This window comes from Gracilibacillus suaedae (assembly GCF_017599345.1).
GTDB classification, from domain to species: domain Bacteria; phylum Bacillota; class Bacilli; order Bacillales; family Amphibacillaceae; genus Gracilibacillus; species Gracilibacillus suaedae.
On sequence record NZ_JAGFVL010000064.1, the window covers coordinates 56,416 to 78,502 of the forward strand.

Consider the following 22,087-nt stretch of genomic DNA (forward strand, 5'->3'; position numbering starts at 1 on the left):
CCTTGCCATTATTGGCAAGGGATTTATCATTCCGACTTCGCTAAATGTGAAGGGTTCCATGAAACTTGTTGGGTTACATAAATTATTTATCAACTTGGAATTTTGAAAATGAATAAAAAATAGAATACACCTAGCAATTAACTTAGTACCAAATTTATCATGGTGCTAATCGTCCGTAAAAATCCCACTTCCAGGTTTGAGCAAATCAAAGAAACCTAAAATGGTGAGTAGGAGAGCTAATCCACAGATAGGGACAACGGACCTCACCAAGGGAAGTCTCACTTTATGCGTGTATCGTTTCATAAATATGGGAAATATATCTTAAAGAACATAATCGCAGAAGAGGAGGTATCAGAATGGCAAACAAGATAGTGCAGCAAACAGAAGAACTAGTTCAACCCATATTAGATGAGCTTTCTTTAGAACTCGTAGATATTGTCTATGAAAAAGAAGGACCAAATTGGTTTTTACGAGTATATATCGATAAAGATGGCGGTGTAGATATTGAAGAGTGTGGTAAAGTTTCGGAAAGGCTAAGTAGCGAGTTAGATGAGAAAGACCCTATCACAGAAGCATATTTCCTAGAAGTTTCTTCACCAGGTGTAGAACGCCCATTAAAAAAAGAGGCTGATTTTGAACAGCATATCGGAAAACATGTATATGTAAAGCTGTATGAGCCGATTGCGGGTGAGAAGGAGTTTACAGGAGATTTGATTGATTTCAAGGATGGTTACGCAACTATTCAATATAAAGAAAAAACGATGCAAAAAGAAGCGGAGATTCCATTTGCCAAAATTGCGAAAGCTCGTCTAGCTGTAACTTTTGATTAAAGGGGGAGACATTTGTGAACAGAGAATTGTTCGATGCGATGAATTATTTAGAAAAGGAAAAAGGAATCAACAAAGAGATTCTGATGGAAGCTTTAGAAGCTGCCTTAATTTCTGCTTATAAAAAGAACTTTAAATCAGCAACTAATGTTAGAGTGGATTTAAATGAGGAAGCGGGAACGATGGGTGTTTTTGCTCAAAAAGAAATCGTAGAAGAGGTAGAAGATCATAATCAGCAGATCTCGCTTGAAGAAGCACATAGCATTAATCCTGCATATGAGATTGGTGATGTAGTAGAAATTGAAGTAACACCAAGAGATTTTGGTCGAATAGCAGCTCAAGCCGCCAAACAGGTGGTAACACAGCGGGTTCGAGAAGCAGAACGAGGGATTATCTACAGTGAATATATTGACCGTGAAGAAGACATCATGAATGGTACGATTCAGCGCATGGATGGTCGTTTTATTTATGTCAATTTAGGTAAAGTCGAAGCCAAATTACCGGAGTCTGAATGTATGCCAACTGAGACATATCATGTTCATGACAGAATTAAAGTGTTTGTAACCAAAGTGGAAAATACCAATAAAGGGCCTAATATTTTTGTATCCAGGACACATCCTGGATTATTGAAGCGATTATTTGAAATGGAAGTACCGGAGATTTATGATGGAACCGTCGAAGTTAAATCTGTAGCGCGTGAAGCAGGAGACCGTTCTAAAATCTCTGTTCATGCGGAGGATCCTGAAATTGATCCAGTAGGTTCATGTGTTGGTCAAAAAGGACAAAGAGTACAAACGATTGTCGATGAATTAAAAGGAGAAAAAATTGACATTGTAGAATGGTCTGAGGACCCTGTTGTTTATGTATCCAATGCGCTCAGCCCTTCCAAGGTGATCCAAGTAAATGTTGATGAGGAGGAAAAAGCAACTACTGTAATCGTTCCAGATTATCAATTATCACTTGCGATTGGGAAGCGAGGACAAAATGCTAGATTGGCTGCCAAATTAACAGGTTGGAAAATTGATATTAAAAGCGAATCTGAAGCAAAAGAAGAAGGTCTCATTTCAGAAGAAGAAATTGAAGAAAGTCTAGAGGCCTTAGAATATGAGGATAGCTTGGAATATGAAGAATCCTACGAAGATATGGACGAAGATCTGTTTAAGTAAGGAGGTATTCATATGGCTAAAAAACGAAAGGTACCATTAAGAAAATGTGTCGTAACACAAGAAATGATGCCTAAAGAGTCATTAATTCGAGTGGTAAAAACCAAAGAAGGTGAAGTTTTTGTAGATCCTACTGGCAAGAAAAATGGGCGAGGAGCTTATGTGTCTAGGGATTTACAAGTAATCGACAAAGCAGAGAAAAATGCTGCACTAGAGAAACAGTTAGAAATAAAGGTTCCGCAAGAAATATATGATGAATTAAGAACACAGATTGAAGGCGAATAATGTGGTTAGTCATAAATCTTATCTTAATATAATTGGATTAGCCAATCGTGCTGGAAAATGTACGTTTGGTGAAGAACTAATTGTCAAAGAAATTCAGTCAAAAAAGTCAAAAATTGTATTAATTGCAAGTGATATAGGCGGTCAGACTCGAAAGAAATTAACAGATAAATGTACGTTTTATAACATACCTTATTTCTTCGTAGATGATCGAGAAACACTTTCACAAGCAGTTGGTAAATCAGGTCGTGTAGCTATTTCCATTCATGAAAATGGATTTGCGAAGAAATTGATTGCATTACTTGATGAAAATATTCGGGGGTGAACGTATGTCAAAAATACGAGTATATGAGTACGCTAAACAAGTAAATAAAACCAGTAAGGAAGTCATTAATAAACTAAAAGAATTAGAGCTACCAGTTTCCAACCATATGTCTACTATTTCTGATGAAATGAAAGCAAAACTAGATCAAAGCTTTCAACCAAAACCAAAAGAGCAACCAAAAAAGACACAGGACCATAAACAATCTAAAAACACAAAGCCAAATAATAATCAACAATCTAACAAGAAAAAGAATAATAATAAACATCAGAAAAAAAACAATCAGAAAAACAGCAAACAAGAGGCTAAAAAGCCAACTAATACCCAACCACAACAGCCTGAAAAAATAACCTATTCAGGTTCTATAACTGTTGGAGAACTGGCAGAAAAGTTAAATAAAGAGACAAATGAAATTATTAAAAAGCTGATGTTTTTAGGAGTTATGGCTACTAAAAACCAAGATCTTGATGAGGATGCTCTAGAATTAATTTGTGGTGAATATGGAGTAGAAGTAGAACAAGAAATTGCAATAGATAAAGCAGATCTTGAAACATATATTGAAGAAGACGATCCAGATAAATTAGCGGAACGTCCTCCAGTTGTAACGATAATGGGGCACGTAGACCATGGTAAAACTACTTTACTTGATTCTATTCGCCATACGAAAGTTACAGAAGGTGAAGCAGGCGGGATCACTCAACATATTGGTGCATACCAGGTTAGAGAGAACGGTAAAAAAGTAACTTTCCTAGACACACCAGGTCACGCAGCGTTTACGAGCATGCGTTCACGTGGTGCTCAAATTACAGACCTTGCTATCCTAGTAGTAGCAGCTGATGATGGTGTCATGCCACAAACTGTTGAAGCGATCAACCATGCTAAGGCAGCCGAAGTACCAATAATTGTGGCAGTGAACAAAATGGATAAAGAAGGTGCAAATCCGGATCGTGTCATGCAAGAATTAACGGAATATGAATTAATCCCAGAAGACTGGGGTGGAGATACTATCTTCGTACAACTATCTGCTATAAAAGGTGAAGGAATCGATGACTTGTTAGAAATGATCCTCCTTGTAGCGGAAGTGGAAGAATTAAAAGCAAATCCAAACCGTCGTGCTAATGGTACAGTAATTGAAGCACAATTGGATAAAGGTCGAGGTTCTGTTGCATCATTACTTATACAAAATGGTACACTAAAAGTAGGAGATCCGATTGTAGTTGGTAATACGTTTGGTCGTGTTCGTGCGATGGTAAATGATTTAGGTAAACGTATTAACTCAGCTGGACCTTCAACACCTGTTGAGATTACAGGTCTTAATGATGTACCATTAGCAGGAGATCGATTTGTTGTATTTAAAGATGAAAAACAAGCACGACAAATCGGTGAAATGAGACAAGAAAAACAATTAGAAGAAAAACGTGGTACCCAGTCTCGCGTCAGCTTGGATGATTTATTCGAACAAATTAAACAGGGTGATATCAAGGACATTAACGTGATTATCAAGGCAGACGTACAAGGATCTGCCGAAGCACTAGCTGCATCATTGCAAAAAATTGATGTAGAAGGTGTAAAAGTCAACATTATTCATACAGGTGTTGGTGCCATTAAAGAATCAGATATTATTCTCGCTTCAGCATCTAACGCTATTGTTATTGGGTTTAATGTTCGACCAGATAATAACGCGAAAAAAGCAGCAGAATCTGAAAATGTTGATATTCGTCTTCACCGTGTTATTTATAAAGCAATTGAAGAAGTAGAAGCTGCTATGAAAGGTCTCTTAGACCCTGAATATGAAGAAAAAGTAATTGGTCAAGTAGAAGTAAGAGAGATCTTTAAAGTGTCCAAAATTGGTACGATAGCAGGTGCATATGTTACAGATGGCAAAGTAACCAGAGATTCTGGTGTTCGTTTAATTCGTGATGGTGTAGTCATCTATGAAGGTGAAATTGATACATTGAAACGCTTTAAAGATGATGTCAAAGAAGTTGCCCAAAATTACGAATGTGGTATCACGATTAAAAACTACAATGATATTAAAGAAGGCGATATAATCGAAGCATACGTAATGGAGGAAATTGAAATTTAATGATTACCTATGCAGAAGTGGAAATCTTTTTGTATGAATGTCATTCTTTAAAGGATAAACGATCTGTATTAAAAAGAATTAAAAATCGTCTTAGTAAAGATTTAAATATTGCCATCTCTGAAATGGATTATCAAGACTTATGGCAACGATCTAAACTGGGGATAGTCACCGTATCGGAGTCGAGCGAAATTGGACAGCGAATTATCCAACAAGCATTAGGTATACTCGATTCCTTTACGGAAATTGAACGGACTATTACAAATACTGAAATAAGATGAAGTAAGATAGGAAAGAGGTGATACAGATGGGAGAATTACGCTCTAATCGAGTCGCCGAACAAATGAAAAAAGAGCTTGGTGATATCATATCCCGTAAAATCAAAGATCCCAGAGTAGGATTTGTTACCATTACAGATGTAGAAGTTACCGGAGACCTGCAACAGGCAAAAGTATTTATCTCGGTTTTAGGTGATGAAAATAAAAGGCAAGATACTTTAATTGGTCTTGCCAAAGCAAAAGGTTTTATCCGTTCAGAGATTGGTAAACGAATCAGGTTAAGAAAGACACCTGAATTAATGTTTGACTTTGACGATACAATCGAACGAGGTAACCGAATTGAACATATTTTGAGAGAATTAAACGAGTCTGAAAAAGAACAGTAAGAATGGAAAACCCTTGTCTTTCAACAAGGGTTTTCTGACTGAAACAACGAAATCAAACAGTATCCATAAACTGCACAGTAACGAGGACAAGGATTTGCTCTCTTCCGTACTGAATTTTGATGAGTGCTACCATATGCTCCGGCAGAATACTGCGCTTTCCGTGGGCGGTTTTTAGCTAACTTTGCAAAGAAACCCACTTTGCAAAGTGGAGCTTCAGCTCTCGTGAGTCCCACAGGAGTCTCCGTATTCTGCCTACGCTATTTTGGTTCTCTGATTATAGAAAGAAAGGAAATCATGATACTAAATTTTTCTGTTTTGTTACAGTGCTAATCGGCTGTAAATGCCCCTTTAGCATAGTCGCACCCTTTGCTACATTTGGTGTAGAAATCGACTGGTTGATTTCGGATTAGTGTTGTGGAGCATATCTTAACGAAGGCCGCCCACTTCCACTCCTGTGGGACCTGTTTGGCCTGAAGATCCACTTTTTCGAGCGGTTTTTGCTAGAAAAAGTTAGCTGAAGGGCAAACCCCACGGAAAGGGAAGTGGGCAGCCGGAGTGGCGGTTATGATCACGATATATGTCAAAATTACTTCATAGGTGACTGTGCATTTAGTTTCGAACAAACAGTATTTTCGTTTGCATAATGTGAGAAAAAAAGGTGATTTATGCTCGTTTTTGTCTACAATATATTGAGTGGAGGTGACGTATGGACGGGATTTTACCATTATGGAAAAGTAAAGGAATGACATCACACGATTGTGTATTTAAGGTGAGAAAGTTACTTGGCACCAAAAAGGTAGGGCATACTGGTACACTAGACCCGGAAGTAGAAGGGGTCTTGCCTATTTGTATAGGGGAAGCAACCAAAATTGTTCCTTATTTAACAGATACGACAAAAACGTACCGAGCAACGGCAACATTAGGATTTTCAACCGATACGGAAGACCAAACGGGTGAAATTTTGCATGATGAGAATGTTGCTAACGAAATATCCAAAGAATCCATTTCTCAAGTATTACAAGCATTCTGTGGGATCATTACCCAACAAGTCCCTTTATATTCTGCAGTCAAAGTGAATGGCAAAAAGCTTTATGAATATGCAAGAGCCAATGAACCGGTTGAAAGGCCATTTCGTCAAGTAAAGATACACAATATTCGTTTTTTGTCTACCACGTATGATAAAGTAAAGAAGAAGCAATCACTAGAATTTGAAGTTAGCTGTTCAAAAGGTACATATATCCGTACATTATGTGTTGATATCGGAAAAGCTTTAGGATTCCCTTCCCATATGTCACATTTAGTGAGAATAGCTACAGGAAATTTATCAGAAGAAGACACTCTCACTCTTGACCAAGTTCAAGAATGCTTGGACCATAATCAACCAGTACCACTTGTATCGATAAACAAAAGTCTTGCTCATCTAGATAATTGGGTAATAGACGAAAAAACAATGGGAAAAGTTTTACATGGACAAAAATTGCCATTACCAAGCCCGATGCCTAAGACAACTTTTTTCCGAGTAACCTGTCACGATAGAATGGTAGCTATTTATCAAGTACATGATAATAAAAAAGAAATAAAACCAGCACGTGTTTTCAGATTGAATGAAAGAAAGTAGGTGAGACAGGTGGAAGTGCAATCACTTGTATATCCCCATGGCTTTAAAAGAGAAAATTTGCCGGATACGGTAGCTGCTATTGGATTTTTTGATGGGGTTCATAAAGGACACCAAGCGGTAATACACCAAGCAATGAATATTGCCAGTCAATCAAAAAAAGAATCTGCAGTAATTACGTTTGATCCGCATCCTTCTGTGGTATTACAAAAACAAAAAGAACAAGTACGGTATATTACCCCCATTGATGATAAAATTAAAAAGATGGAAGCATCAGGGGTGGACCGTTTATATATTATACGATTTGATCAATCATTAGCTAAATTAACACCAAAACAATTTATTGACCATTTTATTGTAAATCTACATATATCTCACTTAGTTGCGGGATTTGATTTTACGTTTGGACATAAAGGTTCAGGAAATATGGAAAATATTCATGATTTTACTGGTAATGAACTGGAAATAACAACGGTCAACAGATTAGATTATCAGGAAGATAAAATTAGTTCAACAAGAATTCGTCGTGAGTTGAAACAAGGGAATATGAAAAAAGCTGAGATATTACTTGGCAGGCCCTATTCTTTAATTGGAGAAGTTATTCATGGTGATAAACGTGGTCGAACAATTGGTTATCCAACTGCTAACATCAAAATAGAGGATTATTATTTTTTACCTAGAATAGGTGTATATGCTGTAGAAGTAGAAGTTGGAGATAAACAATATTATGGTATGGCAAACCTCGGATATAACCCGACATTTACAGATGATCGTGAAAATACAAAACTTGAAGTACACATTTTCGATTTTGATGAGAATATTTATGGCGAGAAAATAGTCGTCTATTGGAAGAAATTTATTCGAGATGAAGAAAAATTCTCCGGAATCGATGAATTGGTAGAAAAGCTTAAAGATGACGAAAAACAAAGTCGTGAATTTTTTGCAATAAATGAATAAAACCACTTGCATTTTAAGTCGAAAAGTTGTAACCTTTAATACGGAAACCATCCACTTGGCAATTCGATTTCTCCGGCGATTGCTAGGGGATAGGGGTTCAAGCTGAAATATTAGGAGGTGAATAGGATGGCTATTACACAAGAGCGTAAAAACGAAATCATCAATGAATACAAAACACATGAGAACGACACTGGTTCACCAGAAGTTCAAATTGCTGTCCTTACTGAGGAAATCAATAATTTGAATAACCACTTACGTACTCATAAGAAAGATCACCATTCACGTCGTGGTCTATTAAAAATGGTAGGTAAACGTCGTAACTTGTTAAACTATTTACGTAACAAAGACGTTTCTCGTTACCGTACACTAATTCAAAAATTAGGTTTACGTCGATAAACCAACAAAAAAGCGGGAGTGATCCCGCTTTTTCTATATGTAAAAAACTAGTGATAACACACAACCTAATTCGGAATCAGTATATTTTTCTTGATGTTGATAAAAGAAATGAATAACATATTGATTATTTCTAGGCAAAATAGAAAATACTAATATTATTCTGAATAATGTTTAATCAATTGAACTAGTTACATATGTGGAAACAACATGCTAAAATAAAAAGTAGTCATGTACAAGCATAGTTGTTTTGAGAGGAGTACTATAATGGTAGAAGAAAAGAAAGTATTTTCAACTGAAATTGCTGGTCAACCGTTCCGAGTGGAAATTGGTGAACTGGCAAAACAAGCAAATGGAGCATGTATGGTGCATTATGGTGACACAGCTGTATTAGCAACTGCAACAGCTTCAAAAGAACCAAAGGATTTGCCTTTCTTCCCGTTAACCGTCAATTATGAGGAACGTTTATACGCGGTTGGGAAAATCCCTGGAGGATTCATCAAAAGAGAAGGTAGACCTAGTGAAAAAGCAGTATTAACGTCAAGATTGATTGACCGTCCGATTCGACCGTTGTTCCCAGACGGTTTCCGTAATGAGGTACAGGTTATTAGTACCGTAATGAGCGTGGATCAGAACTTGCCATCTGAAATTGCGGCAATGATCGGTTCATCGATTGCTCTAAGTGTATCTGATATTCCTTTTGGAGGACCTATTGCAGGTGTTGTAGTAGGAAGAGTCGATGGAAATTTCGTTGTTAATCCAACTTTGGAAGAACGTGAAAAAAGTGACATTGATTTAACAGTAGCTGGGACGAAAGATGCGATTAACATGGTTGAAGCAGGAGCAAATGAAGTACCAGAAGAAATTATGTTAGAAGCGATCATGTTTGGTCATGAAGAAATCAAACGATTAATTGTTTTTCAGGAAGAAATCATTGAAGCATTACAAGTAGAGAAGATGGAAATTCAATTATTCGAAGTTAATGATTCTATTGTAGAAGAAGTAGAAAATAAAGCCAAAGCTCGTCTTGTAGAGGCAATTCAAGTACAAGAAAAGCATGCGCGCGAGGAAGCAATTGAACAAGTGAAAGCAGAAATAAAAGAAGAGTATGAAGAAGCTGAGGTAGAAGCAGATACATTAAAACAAGTTGCTACCGTATTAGACAAGATTGTGAAAGAAGAGGTTCGTCGTTTAATTACGAAAGAAAAAGTACGTCCAGATGGAAGAAAAATTGATGAAATCAGACCATTGTCTTCCAGAATTGGAGTTTTACCTCGTACCCATGGTTCCGGCCTCTTTACTCGTGGCCAAACACAAGCATTAAGTATCTGTACGTTAGGTGCGCTGGGTGATGTGCAAATTCTGGATGGGTTAGATGCAGAAGAGTCAAAACGTTTTATGCACCACTATAATTTCCCATCTTTCAGTGTTGGGGAAACAGGTCCAATTCGTGGCCCGGGACGACGTGAAATTGGTCATGGTGCATTAGGTGAACGTGCATTAGAAAAAGTAATACCAGATGAAAAAGAATTTCCTTATACTATCCGTCTTGTTTCAGAAGTATTAGAATCTAATGGCTCAACTTCTCAAGCAAGTATTTGCGCCAGTACATTAGCAATGATGGATGCAGGTGTGCCGATTAAAGCACCAGTTGCTGGTATTGCCATGGGTCTTGTTAAATCTGGTGAAGACTATACGATCTTAAGTGATATCCAAGGTATGGAAGACTTCTTAGGAGATATGGACTTCAAAGTAGCGGGTACAGCACAAGGTGTTACAGCGCTGCAAATGGATATTAAGATTGAAGGTTTATCACGTGAAATCCTTGAAGAGGCTCTAACACAAGCGAAAAAAGGACGTATGCACATCCTTTCTCATATGTTAGAAACCATTCAAGAGCCTAAACATGAATTGTCTGATTATGCTCCGAAAATTTTAACAATGGATATTAATCCAGATAAAATCCGTGATGTGATTGGGCCAAGCGGTAAACAAATCAATCAAATTATTGAAGAGACTGGCGTTAAAATTGATATTGAACAAGATGGACATGTCTTTATTTCTTCAACTGATACAGAGATGAATAAAAAAGCTCAAAAATTAATTGAAGATATAGTTCGTGAAGTAGAGGTTGGACAAATGTACCTGGGTACAGTGAAACGTATTGAAAAGTTTGGTGCTTTTGTCGAGTTATTTAAAGGAAAAGAAGGATTGGTTCACATTTCAGAATTAGCCGAGGAAAGAATCGGCAAAGTGGAGGATGTAGTGTCAATTGGCGATCAGATTATGGTCAAAGTAAAAGAAATCGACCGTCAAGGACGGATCAACCTTTCAAGAAAAGCAGTACTAATAGAACAAAAAGAAAACAATTAATCAAAGAAGAAGCTGGCCAACCAGTTTCTTTTTTTAAACCTTCAGGTAAAGGATTACATAATCCATAAACTGCGCAGTAACGTGCAAGGATTTACTCTCCTCCATGCTGATTCTAGTTGAGTGCTAAGTCACCGTTGCGGAAAAAATACTCGCTTTCCGTGGGGAATACTTCAGCCAGGGAACTTCTTGATTAAACATCTTTGTTCCCTTGCACCGAGGAAGCCTACTTCGAAGCTTTACTAGGAGACGCAGGTGCATCACGCGGGGTCTTCAGACTGTTCCTTTCCCACAGGAGTCTTGCATTTTTTCCGCAGCTTGGTGTAGCGTTCTGATAAAAAGACAGGAAATCCAAAGAATAAAGTTCCTTAAGTTCCTTTCTTACCATAATCAGAACACTAAAATTAGCGTAGGCAGAATACGGAGACTCCTGTGGGACTCACGAGAGCTGAAGATCCACTTGGTGAAGTGCCTTTCTTCACCAAGTTAGCTAAAAACCGCCCAAGGAAAGCGGAGTATTCTGCCGGAGCGGTATTCCAGCACTCCCTATGGAAAGAATGGAGGAGAGCCTTACTTCGGAAAATATCATTACTTCGTAGTTTTTATCTATTACGCTTTTGGTTAGTTATAAAAGCATTGGAATTTAGGAGGATTTTGATTTGTTACATCGTAAGGAATGCAGTAATGGTATGCGAATTGTATTGGAAGAAATCACTTCTGTCAGATCAGTGACCATCGGTATTTGGGTCAAAACCGGTTCAAGAGATGAATCGACAGAACTAAACGGCATATCTCATTTTATCGAGCATATGTTATTTAAAGGAACAGAAAATCGAACATCACAGGAAATTGCGGAAGCTTTTGATGGCATTGGTGGCGAAATTAATGCGTTCACTTCAAAGGAATATACCTGCTTTTATGCCAAAGTTCTCGATACGCATAAAGAATTGGCAATTGAAATTTTAGCAGACATGCTACTTCACTCTACCTTTGATCAGACAGAGATTGAAAGAGAAAAGAATGTAGTGTTAGAAGAGATTAATATGACAGAGGATACACCAGATGACATTATCCATGATTTATTAGCACAGTCAGCTTACCAACAACATCCATTGGCCAAACCAATATTAGGTGCAAAATCTACCGTTAATCGTTTAACACAACAAGATATGATTCAATATATGCAAAATCAGTATGTTCCTGAGAATATCGTGGTGTCGATCGCCGGTAATGCTAATTCCAATTTTATTAAAACAGTGCAAGATACATTGTCAGTAGAAAGGAATCAAATATTAGCCGATAAGAATAGTGCAAGCAAACCTGTATTTTATCCTAAGCAAATTTCACAAACGAAAGAAACAGAGCAAGCACACCTCTGTCTAGGATATGAAGGTGTAGGGATAGAAGATAACCTCGAATACGCCATGTTGATTGTTAATAATGTGTTAGGTGGCAGTATGAGTTCTAGACTGTTCCAAGAAATAAGAGAAAAAGAAGGGATGGCATATTCGATTTTTTCTTATCATAGTGCATTTGTTGATAGCGGTTTGTTAACCATTTATGCGGGAACATCGAAAAATCAGTTGCATTTCGTTCAAGATAAAATTCATTATATTGTCGATCATTTGAGAAAGAAGGGTTTATCTAATAAAGAGTGGCAAATCAGTAAAGAACAATTAAAAGGACTGTATATGTTAAGTTTGGAAAGTACGAACAGCAAAATGAGCCGGAATGCCAGAAATGAATTATTATTACAAACTCATCCGTCCCTTGATGAAATTATGAAAAAAATTGATGCTGTCAGATTAAATGATGTTCAAGATATTCTTGATACATTACAGACTGATCAAGCTGCAACTGCCATTATTTCACCTGAATAGTAGATGGGAGGTGTTAATGATGCGTTTTAACGATTTAAGCAGTAAAGAGTTAATTGACTTAACAACAGGTTCCAGGCTGGGTGTTTTAGGACAAACAGATCTTGAAATTGATGAGAAAACAGGTCAAATCATTTCATTTACTATTCCACAATACAGTATGTTTGGCTTGAGAAAGTCAGAATCCTATTCACGAATTGACTGGAAACAAATAAAAAAAATCGGGGACGATATGATTATTGTGGAAACAGATGAGGTTTGAAGAACGAAGCTAATCGAAGCTTCGTTTTTTTATTCAATTCAATACATATCATAAAAAATGAAGGTAGCCATTTAGATGGAGAAGTCATTTTGTAAGATAGCTTATGCAAGCAAACCGTTGCGGCTAACCGTTTCGCTTTCACCCATAAGTCAACGTCTGTTTAAGCAAGCTATCTCAGTGTATTCTAAACCTACGGAAGGGAAGAGGGGAGCCGGAGTGATGCTCATACGGCCGATATCTTTCATAATGGATAATTAATAAATTATAGATCTACTTAGCATTTATAGTTTTTCTTATGCAAGCTATCACTAATTTACCTGTTGAAAAGAAAGCAGTCACTACAATTTTTTCGAGTGAGCTAAGCTTTTCTTAATCCCTAGGATATTTGCCTCTTCACTTCTGTTCCATGTTTTCATATGATAATTTTAGATAAGGATTATTGTTTAGATAGAGATTTGGTGAGGTGACAAGATGCAGAAGACTAAACATATTGCTATTATTGGAGGCGATGCACGCTATTTGCCTTTAATACATGCACTTAAAACGATTGATCACTTAAGTATTCGCATATTAGGTTTTGAACAAGTAGAGCAGAGCTATACAGGTGTTATGCAGTCAACAATCGAGAATTTGGATACATCTCAATTAGATGGAGTCATATTACCGATTACAGGTATAGATGAGGAAGGCTTTGTAGAAACAATGTTTTCTAATGAGAAAATACAATTAACAGATGAATGGTTCCAGTCGTTACCAAAACATTGTGTAGTATTCACGGGAATATCTAACCAAAAACTGAATCAGCATATTAGTAACAACCATTTACATTTGATTAAATTAATGGAAAGAGATGATGTTGCCATTTATAATTCCATTCCTACTGCTGAGGGAGCTATTATGCTTGCTATTAAACATACCGATTTCACTATCCACCATTCTAATGTATTCGTATTTGGATATGGTCGGGTTGGTGAAACAACTGCTAACAGTTTTGCAGGCCTTGGAGCTGATATAGCTGTTATTTCCAAGCATGAAACTGATTTGGCACGTGTTTATGAAAAAGGATGGAAAGCGTATTCGTTAGACCAGATCGAGCAATATATAGATAAATGTCAAATTTTAATTAATACGATTCCCGCAAAAGTAGTAGATAAATCACTTATCGAAAAAATGAATAGTCAGGCGATTATAATCGACTTAGCCTCCAAGCCTGGGGGAATTGATTTTGAATATGCGAAAACAAGAGGTATAGAAGCGATCCATGCTTTAGGTTTGCCGGGGATGGTAGCCCCGACAACGGCAGGTGAAATTCTAGCTGACCGCATAACTAAAATACTATTTACCTCCTAAAAGTAACACACAGATAACCTGGGCATATACTGGGCATATAACGTAAGCCCAATTGCTGAACCCTGTGATTTTGTAAAAAGAAGATTACAAGTATAGGAGGTATTTTAGTGGATTTAAAAGGAAAAAAAATTGGATTTGGATTAACTGGATCACATTGTACTTACGCAGCTGTTTTTCCACAAATGGAAAAATTAGTCGAGTTAGGCGCCGAATTAGTGCCAGTTGTTTCATATACATTTAAAGAGACTGACAGTAAATTTGGTAAAGCTCGTGATCATATGGATCGTGTTCAAGAAATTACAGGTAGAGAACCGATCGCAACTATTGTAGATGCTGAACCACTAGGACCGGTTGAACCATTAGATGCTATGGTGTTAGCTCCTTTGACTGGTAATTCCATGAGTCGTCTCGCTAATGCTATAACCGACAGTCCTGTTCTGATGGCAACGAAAGCAACGATTAGAAACGGAAATCCAGTGATTATTGGGGTATCAACCAATGACGCATTAGGCTTAAATGGTGTTAACTTAATGCGGTTAATGTCTACAAAGCTGATTTATTTCGTACCATTTGGTCAGGACGATCCGATTAAAAAACCAAATTCAATGGTATCAGATATGGCACTCATTCCGGAAACGGTAGAGAAAGCTCTTGAATATAAACAAATACAGCCGGTAGTTATAGAAAGAACCAAGTAATTATGATGAAATAATTAAAGAATACTCGATAATATGTTATGATAAAAAAGATAATCAAATTAAACATTGAATCAAATGGAAGGGGACAATAAACATGGCAACAGGACAACAATATAATGTGGCAGTAGTAGGCGCTACTGGTGCAGTAGGAGCAAAAATGCTAGAAACATTGGATAAAAAGAACTTTCCAATCAACGAATTACTGTTATTATCTTCTAAACGTTCAGCAGGAAAAGAAATGGAGTTTCAGGGTAAGACATATACGGTGCAGGAAGCTACACCAGAAAGTTTCGAAGGTATTGATATTGCTCTATTTTCAGCTGGTGGATCAGTCTCTAAAAAGTTAGCACCAGAAGCAGTAAAACGTGGTGCAGTCGTTGTTGACAATACTAGCGCATTCCGAATGGATCCAGACGTACCACTAGTGGTACCAGAAGTGAATGAAGAGGATATCCAGAAGCATAACGGAATCATCGCAAACCCAAATTGTTCTACCATTCAAATGGTAGCTGCTCTTAAACCGGTTCAAGATCAGTTTGGTATGTCAAGAGTGATTGTTTCGACATATCAAGCGGTATCAGGAGCTGGAAATGAGGCTGTCGAGGAATTACATTCTCAGTCTAAAGCATTTTTGGACGGTGAAGAATTAAAACCAGAATTATTACCTGTATCTGGAGAAAAACATCACTACCCAATTGCATTTAATGCATTACCTCAAATTGATGTTTTTCAGGATAATGGATATACATTTGAAGAGATGAAAATGATCAATGAAACAAAGAAAATCATGCATGATGAATCTGTTCAAGTTGCAGCAACTTGTGTACGATTACCATTCTTTACATCTCATGCAGAAAGTGTATATGTAGAAGTTGATAAAGGTGACGTAACTGTTGATCAGTTCAAAGCAGCGATTAGTAATGCGGATGGAATTGTCCTAGAAGATGACCCAGCCAATCAAGTATATCCAACACCATTAGAAGCAGCAGGTAAAAGTGATGTGTTTGTTGGCCGTATCCGTAAAGATTTAGATAATGGGAAAGGATTTCACTTATGGGTAGTCTCTGATAACTTGTTAAAGGGAGCTGCTTGGAATTCCGTGCAAATTGCTGAATCTCTAATTAAAAATAACTGGCTCAATAAATAAATGAGGTGGGAACATGCGGGTATTGGTACAAAAGTTTGGTGGTACGTCTGTTAAAAATAAAGAATCCAGAGAATATGCGATTCGGCATATAAAAGAGGCACTGGCTGAAGGCTATAAGGTAGTTGTAGTTGTTTCAGCAATGGGTCGTTACCCTGAACCTTATTCAACAGATGCTTTATTATCATTAATTGATGGAAATCATTCTAAGTTAAGTAATAAGGAGAAAGATTTATTATTATCTTGTGGCGAAACAATTTCTGCGACGATTTTTTCGCATGATTTATTGGAACATCAAATTCATGCTATTGCAATGACTGGTGGAGAAGCTGGTATTATTACTACTAGCAACTTTTCCAATGCCCAAATTAAAACGGTAGATACCAAGCATTTATACGATATTTTAAGTAACCATCAAGTAGTAGTTGTAGCTGGATTTCAAGGGAAAACGGACAATAACGAAATAACAACCATTGGCAGGGGTGGGAGTGATACCTCTGCCACTGCATTAGCAGCAGCTTTACAAGCGGAATATGTAGATATATTTACGGATGTCAATGGCATTATGACAGCAGATCCTCGGGTTGTTACCAATGCACAAAAATTAGATACTATTTCCTACACAGAAATATGTAATTTAGCGTATCAAGGAGCTAAGGTTATCCATCCGCGTGCGGTAGAAATTGCGATGCAAGCAAATGTTCCAATTAGAGTACGTGCTACAAAACTGAAAGATAAAGGAACACTTATTACCAATATTCCTGAAACTGATTATTCGGAAAGTATACATGATCGCTTGGCAACAGGGATTGCATACGTTAATCATATTACCCAGGTTAAAATTCAAGAGGTGAAAGAACCGCAACAAATACACGTGAAAGTATTTAAAGCAATGGCTGAAGCGGGTATTTCGGTTGATTTTATCAATATATCACCAAATGGTGTAATATATACGATATTTGAGCGAGACGAAGAATTAGCGAAGCAAGTCTTAGAGTCATTAGAGCTTGAACCGATTATTACGAAAGATTGTGCAAAGATTTCATTGGTTGGCGCAGGTATGTCAGGTGTGCCTGGTGTTACATCAAAGATTGTACAGACTTTAACTAGTAAAAATATTCCCATTTTGCAATCAGCAGATAGTCATCGAACTATATGGGTCTTAATTCAAAATGTTCATTTAGAAACAGCGCTTAATGCATTACATGAAGCTTTTCGATTAGAAAAATAAAAAATTGTAATTTTCTATTGATGAAATCGTATATTCATGGCATAATTATGTTCGCCATTTTTCTATATAAGAGCGTATTGTAAAATAAAAAGCAATAAATGAAGCAAAATTATAATAGTTAATGTTTAGTATTTGCAAATCAGGTGAAGGAGATTGGAAAGGAGATGGTGACATTATGGATTTCGGAAGACTGTTAACTGCAATGGTGACACCTTTTGATGAAAATAATCGTATGGATTTAAATATAACGACACAATTGATCGAACATTTGATTGCTACAGGATCAGATGGGCTTGTTGTAGCAGGTACAACAGGTGAATCGCCGACGTTAAGTCATGAAGAAAAGATTACTTTATTTAAACACGTCGTGAAAGTGGTAGCTGGTCGAGTACCTATTATTGCTGGAACCGGAAGTAATAATACACAAGCGTCAATCGAACTAACCAAAGAAGCAGAACAAATAGGAGTTGACGGTGCTTTAGTTGTAACCCCGTACTATAATAAACCAAATCAAGAAGGGTTATATCAGCATTATGCTGCGATCGCTAAAGAGACCAAATTACCAATAATGTTGTACAATATTCCTTCAAGAGCAGTCGTGCGCTTGAATGTAGAAACTGTTGTTGCCCTGTCACAAATCGAGAACATTGTAGCGGTAAAAGATTCTACTGGTGATCTGGACGGAATTGCTTCTATTTTAGAACAAGCAGATGACGGCTTTTCTGTATATAGTGGTGATGACTCATTAACCTTACCAATCCAATCTATTGGCGGATCAGGGATTGTTTCTGTTTCTTCCCATATTATTGGCAAAGAAATGAAAGAAATGATTGAATTATTCGAACAAGGTAAAGTGAATGAAGCAAGTCGACTTCATCGTAAGTTACTTCCGATCATGCGTGCATTATTTATGGCACCATCTCCTTCACCAGTCAAATCTGCCTTGAAATATCAACAAATCGATGTGGGTTCTGTACGTTTACCATTAGTACCATTATCACCATTTGAGGAACAAAACTTATTTAGAGTAATTGAATCATTTCAATGACGGCTAGAACCTGTTTCCATCACCTTGAAACAGGTTCTTTTCAACTGCAAAAAATGAACTGTATAGCAACGTAACCATAGCTTACACCGACCGGACTTAGTGCGGACTTTTGTTCCGTTATTTGTGACAAAAGTTCCCTTTTTCGGTTGCCTGTGGACATCTATTCCGCTATTCACTGAAAATAGTGCTAATTGAAGTCAAAATGAAGAAAATAAGGGATTAGATGTCCGCCAACACCGAAAGTTGGTGATTATTCCGCCCAATAACGCACTAAATGTCCGCTCAATAATTATTTTTCAAGGTTGCAATCAATAGGTTTCAAATGGAAAAATCTTTTTTAGAACTGTTAAGGGTACAGAATGAAATAAGCTAGGTGGTTTATACTAATTACTACTACGATGTAAAGGGGTAATTAGGTATGAAACAACAAAAACAAGAAACAAAAGAAAAAGAATCGCAATCATCATCACTTGTTGAGAAAATTCAACAGTTAGGACAATCCACCATACCGAATGCACCAGACTCCAATATTCATGTGTTATCCATCATCGGTCAAGTGGAAGGACATGTTCAATTACCACCACAAAATAAAACAACCAAATATGAACATCTTATCCCACAGATAGTTGCTATAGAACAAAACCCGAAAATAGAAGGGCTAGTTGTGGTGTTAAATACAGTCGGTGGTGATGTTGAAGCTGGTCTTGCTTTATCAGAAATGATTTCATCATTATCAAAACCAACTGTTTCTGTTGTGTTAGGTGGAGGTCACTCCATTGGTGTTCCTATAGCTGTATCAACAGATTATTCTTTTATTGCTCCATCAGCAACGATGACGATTCATCCCATTCGTCTTACAGGTCTTGTTATTGGTGTACCACAAACATTTGAATATATCGATAAAATGCAGGAACGAGTCCTTCAATTTGTAACAACTCATTCCAATATCAAGGAAGACAAATTAAAAGAATTAATGTTCGAGAAAGGAAACTTAACAAGGGATATTGGAACAAATGTAGTTGGAGAAGATGCTGTAAAGTACGGTTTAATCAACGAAGTTGGCGGTATTAGTGGAGCAATGTCAAAACTTAATGAGTTAATTGAGGCGAAAAAAGATTCTCAGGAGTTGATCCAATGATATTATATACACCGCTTAGTTATGAGGATGTCCATTACTCAGAACAAGATTACCAGCAATATGAAATTATCAGCTACCATAATAAATCATGCTGTATACAAAGGTTAGAGAACGGGGATATGCGGATTGTTCAATTATTATCTACAGACCCAAACGATTACTTAGTGGGACATTTATCGCCTGGGACGATTATTTCGAGTCATGAAAATCTTCAATAGAATATTCGTTCTCTTTTTGATTCTATGCTATAATAGAAATTAGAAATAGAGCTAATTAGGACACCCTTGCTAACAAACAGCAAGGGTATTTCATACATATTACAAGGGACTTGAGGAGTGTTTATATGGCAAAAAGAAAAAAGAGAAGAAAAAAACAACCCTTAAAAAATAACATAAAGAAAGAATTACTAGGTTTATTACTCGTATTTTTAGCTATTTTTGGTAGTGGAGCTACTTTGATAAGTGATGGAGCTGTTTCATCATTATTGGAAAATATCTTTAGATTTTTCTTCGGAAATTGGTATTTCCTAGTATCACTTTTTTTGTTAGTTGTTGGTATTTTTCTAATGGTGAAACGAAAATGGCCAAAACTATCAACCCGCAAATGGACTGGTGCGTATCTAGTTTTGGCAGGACTTTTGTTACTTACTCATATTCTTACGTTTCAAGAAGCGTTTAGTCGAACAGTTGACTATCCTTCGATTATTGGTCAAAGCTTTACATTTTATACGGATTACATTCAAGGCGATCGAGACACCTTTTATCTAGGTGGAGGAATGATTGCTGCAATCATGTTTGCGAGTAGCTATTTCCTTTTTTCTTTTTCGGGCGCAATGATTGTTGCTGCTTTTCTCATGTTAATAGGGGTTATTGTCTTTAGTAATCTATCAATCGGGGATTTATTTTCAAAGGCTTCTCATAAATTACAAGAAAAGCTGCAGCAAAGTAAACAACGATTTGTAGAATGGAAAGAGAAAAGGCAAGACAAAGAACTGGAAGAAAATAATGATATGTTACTTGAAAGTGATCAGGATACTAATGAAAGTGAACTACCAGCCATTGCATACGCTAATGAAGATTTAGAAGTGACAGAGCAGGCAAATAATGAAGAGGTAGAGACGATAGATGCAGAAGAATTAGAAGTAGACGAAGAGGTTAAAGAAGACTGGAATACATCTGATCCAGAGCAACTACCGACAACTGTATTTGAGAATGAAGATTATCAATTACCAACAATGAACATACTAGAGCTTCCTAAAAATTTTGGTAAACAACAAGAAAAAACGTATATACAACGAGTTGTTCGTAAATTAGAAAAAACCTTCCAAAGCTTTGGTGTAAAAGCACGGGTTACTAAAGTGCATGTTGGTCCATCGGTTACAAAATATGAAGTGTATCCAGAAGCAGGTGTGAAAGTTAGCAAAATTGTTAATCTACATGATGATTTGGCACTTGCTTTAGCTGCTAAGGATATTCGTATTGAAGCACCTATTCCAGGGAAATCTGCAGTAGGAATAGAGGTACCGAATGAAGAGACAGCTATGGTAACACTACGTGAAGTGTTGGAATCTAAAAAGAATCAAATTCAGAATAAGTTAGCATTTGCTTTAGGTAAAGATATAGCTGGTGATTCTGTAATTGCAGAATTAAATAAAATGCCACACCTATTGGTTGCAGGTGCAACAGGAAGTGGTAAAAGTGTTTGTATTAACGGAATCATTACAAGTGTACTAATGAGAGCTAAACCACATGAAGTAAAAATGATGATGATTGACCCTAAAAAGGTTGAATTGAATGTCTACAATGGCATCCCACATTTACTGACTCCAGTAGTAACGGATCCTAAAAAGGCTTCAAGAGCGTTAAAAAAGGTAGTAGCTGAAATGGAAAGACGTTATGATCTGTTCTCAGAAACTGGTACAAGAAATATAGAAGGTTATAACGAATATATCAAGAGACATAATGCGGCAGAGGAGGATCAGCAACCACAATTACCTTATATTGTTGTTATTGTTGATGAGCTGGCCGATTTAATGATGGTTGCATCTAATGAAGTGGAAGATGCAATTACAAGGCTTGCTCAAATGGCGCGAGCAGCAGGAATTCATTTGATTATTGCAACACAGCGTCCGTCTGTTGATGTCATTACTGGGGTTATCAAAGCGAATATTCCGTCACGTATAGCATTTAGTGTTTCATCACAAACTGACTCCAGAACTATTCTGGATTCTGGAGGAGCTGAGAAATTGTTAGGACGTGGGGATATGCTTTTTATCCCAGTTGGTTTATCCAAACCAGTCCGTATCCAAGGTGCCTTCTTGTCTGATGAAGAGGTCGAGCGTGTTGTGGACCATTGTGTTGAGCAACAAAAGGCACAATATCAGGAAGAAATGATTCCGGAAGAAGAAACAGAAGTGGTCCAAGAAGTAGATGATGATCTTTATGATGATGCGGTGCATTTAGTGCTGGAAATGCAAAGCGCCAGTGTTTCCATGCTACAAAGACGTTTTCGAATTGGTTACACTCGGGCAGCTCGATTGATAGACGCTATGGAGGATAGAGGAATTGTAGGTCCATATGAAGGTTCGAAACCTCGAACAGTTTTACAAAGTCAGACGTCAGATGACATGACAACAAATTCATCATCCTAGTATTAAAAATTCT

Annotated in this window: 21 protein-coding genes; all 21 read left to right on the top strand. The window is 37.1% G+C overall.

Annotated features, from left to right (window positions below; translation table 11 throughout):
* The first annotated feature begins 356 nt into the window (after positions 1–356).
* The 21 genes from rimP (at position 357) to J5J03_RS21715 (ending at position 22,074) form a co-directional block, all read left to right on the top strand.
* On the top strand, positions 357–830 hold the full coding sequence (gene rimP, locus J5J03_RS21615; RefSeq protein WP_208592561.1) for a ribosome maturation factor RimP: 474 nt from the start codon (positions 357–359) through the stop codon (positions 828–830).
* Between the two features lie 14 nt (positions 831–844).
* A complete protein-coding gene (gene nusA / locus J5J03_RS21620; RefSeq protein WP_208592563.1) occupies positions 845–1,993 on the top strand; it encodes a transcription termination factor NusA in 1,149 nt (382 codons plus the stop codon).
* A 12-nt stretch (positions 1,994–2,005) separates the two neighbouring features.
* Positions 2,006–2,275, top strand: a complete 270-nt coding sequence (gene rnpM / locus J5J03_RS21625) for an RNase P modulator RnpM (protein ID WP_208592565.1) — start codon at positions 2,006–2,008, stop codon at positions 2,273–2,275.
* Between the two features lies 1 nt (position 2,276).
* The gene (locus J5J03_RS21630) at positions 2,277–2,597 is read left to right on the top strand and encodes a YlxQ family RNA-binding protein (RefSeq protein WP_208592568.1); all 321 of its coding nucleotides are present in this window, start codon (positions 2,277–2,279) and stop codon (positions 2,595–2,597) included.
* Positions 2,598–2,601: 4 nt separating this feature from the next.
* The gene (gene infB / locus J5J03_RS21635; protein ID WP_208592570.1) at positions 2,602–4,680 is read left to right on the top strand and encodes a translation initiation factor IF-2; all 2,079 of its coding nucleotides are present in this window, start codon (positions 2,602–2,604) and stop codon (positions 4,678–4,680) included.
* A complete protein-coding gene (locus J5J03_RS21640) occupies positions 4,680–4,958 on the top strand; it encodes a DUF503 domain-containing protein (RefSeq protein WP_208592573.1) in 279 nt (92 codons plus the stop codon). Before infB ends, J5J03_RS21640 begins: the two co-directional genes overlap by 1 nt.
* 26 nt (positions 4,959–4,984) lie before the next feature.
* Complete coding sequence (gene rbfA / locus J5J03_RS21645) at positions 4,985–5,341, top strand: 30S ribosome-binding factor RbfA (RefSeq protein WP_018932628.1); 357 nt, start codon at positions 4,985–4,987, stop codon at positions 5,339–5,341.
* Positions 5,342–6,047: 706 nt separating this feature from the next.
* Positions 6,048–6,959, top strand: coding sequence for a tRNA pseudouridine(55) synthase TruB (gene truB, locus J5J03_RS21650; RefSeq protein ID WP_208592575.1), 912 nt, complete (start codon positions 6,048–6,050; stop codon positions 6,957–6,959).
* Between the two features lie 9 nt (positions 6,960–6,968).
* Entirely contained in the window at positions 6,969–7,913 is a 945-nt protein-coding gene (ribF, locus tag J5J03_RS21655; protein WP_208592577.1) for a riboflavin biosynthesis protein RibF, read from the top strand.
* Between the two features lie 126 nt (positions 7,914–8,039).
* Positions 8,040–8,309, top strand: a complete 270-nt coding sequence (gene rpsO / locus J5J03_RS21660) for a 30S ribosomal protein S15 (protein ID WP_208592579.1) — start codon at positions 8,040–8,042, stop codon at positions 8,307–8,309.
* 264 nt (positions 8,310–8,573) lie between these two features.
* Positions 8,574–10,679, top strand: a complete 2,106-nt coding sequence (gene pnp, locus J5J03_RS21665) for a polyribonucleotide nucleotidyltransferase (RefSeq protein ID WP_208592581.1) — start codon at positions 8,574–8,576, stop codon at positions 10,677–10,679.
* Positions 10,680–11,335: 656 nt separating this feature from the next.
* The gene (locus J5J03_RS21670) at positions 11,336–12,556 is read left to right on the top strand and encodes a M16 family metallopeptidase (protein WP_208592583.1); all 1,221 of its coding nucleotides are present in this window, start codon (positions 11,336–11,338) and stop codon (positions 12,554–12,556) included.
* Between the two features lie 19 nt (positions 12,557–12,575).
* Positions 12,576–12,815, top strand: a complete 240-nt coding sequence (locus tag J5J03_RS21675) for a YlmC/YmxH family sporulation protein (RefSeq protein WP_018932622.1) — start codon at positions 12,576–12,578, stop codon at positions 12,813–12,815.
* A 471-nt stretch (positions 12,816–13,286) separates the two neighbouring features.
* Complete coding sequence (gene dpaA / locus J5J03_RS21680; protein ID WP_208592585.1) at positions 13,287–14,165, top strand: dipicolinic acid synthetase subunit A; 879 nt, start codon at positions 13,287–13,289, stop codon at positions 14,163–14,165.
* Between the two features lie 107 nt (positions 14,166–14,272).
* Positions 14,273–14,863: a dipicolinate synthase subunit B gene (locus J5J03_RS21685; RefSeq protein ID WP_208592588.1), complete on the top strand. Its 591-nt coding sequence runs from the start codon at positions 14,273–14,275 to the stop codon at positions 14,861–14,863.
* 94 nt (positions 14,864–14,957) lie between these two features.
* Positions 14,958–16,010 (top strand): aspartate-semialdehyde dehydrogenase, encoded by a 1,053-nt coding sequence (gene asd, locus J5J03_RS21690; protein ID WP_208592590.1) that lies wholly within the window; start codon positions 14,958–14,960, stop codon positions 16,008–16,010.
* 13 nt (positions 16,011–16,023) lie between these two features.
* Complete coding sequence (gene dapG / locus J5J03_RS21695; protein ID WP_208592592.1) at positions 16,024–17,238, top strand: aspartate kinase; 1,215 nt, start codon at positions 16,024–16,026, stop codon at positions 17,236–17,238.
* A 172-nt stretch (positions 17,239–17,410) separates the two neighbouring features.
* Complete coding sequence (gene dapA / locus J5J03_RS21700) at positions 17,411–18,286, top strand: 4-hydroxy-tetrahydrodipicolinate synthase (RefSeq protein ID WP_208592658.1); 876 nt, start codon at positions 17,411–17,413, stop codon at positions 18,284–18,286.
* Between the two features lie 418 nt (positions 18,287–18,704).
* On the top strand, positions 18,705–19,424 hold the full coding sequence (locus tag J5J03_RS21705) for a ClpP family protease (RefSeq protein WP_208592595.1): 720 nt from the start codon (positions 18,705–18,707) through the stop codon (positions 19,422–19,424).
* Positions 19,421–19,642, top strand: a complete 222-nt coding sequence (locus tag J5J03_RS21710; RefSeq protein WP_208592597.1) for a YlzJ-like family protein — start codon at positions 19,421–19,423, stop codon at positions 19,640–19,642. Before J5J03_RS21705 ends, J5J03_RS21710 begins: the two co-directional genes overlap by 4 nt.
* A gap of 125 nt (positions 19,643–19,767) precedes the next feature.
* Positions 19,768–22,074, top strand: a complete 2,307-nt coding sequence (locus J5J03_RS21715; protein WP_208592599.1) for an FtsK/SpoIIIE family DNA translocase — start codon at positions 19,768–19,770, stop codon at positions 22,072–22,074.
* The last annotated feature ends 13 nt before the right edge of the window (positions 22,075–22,087 follow it).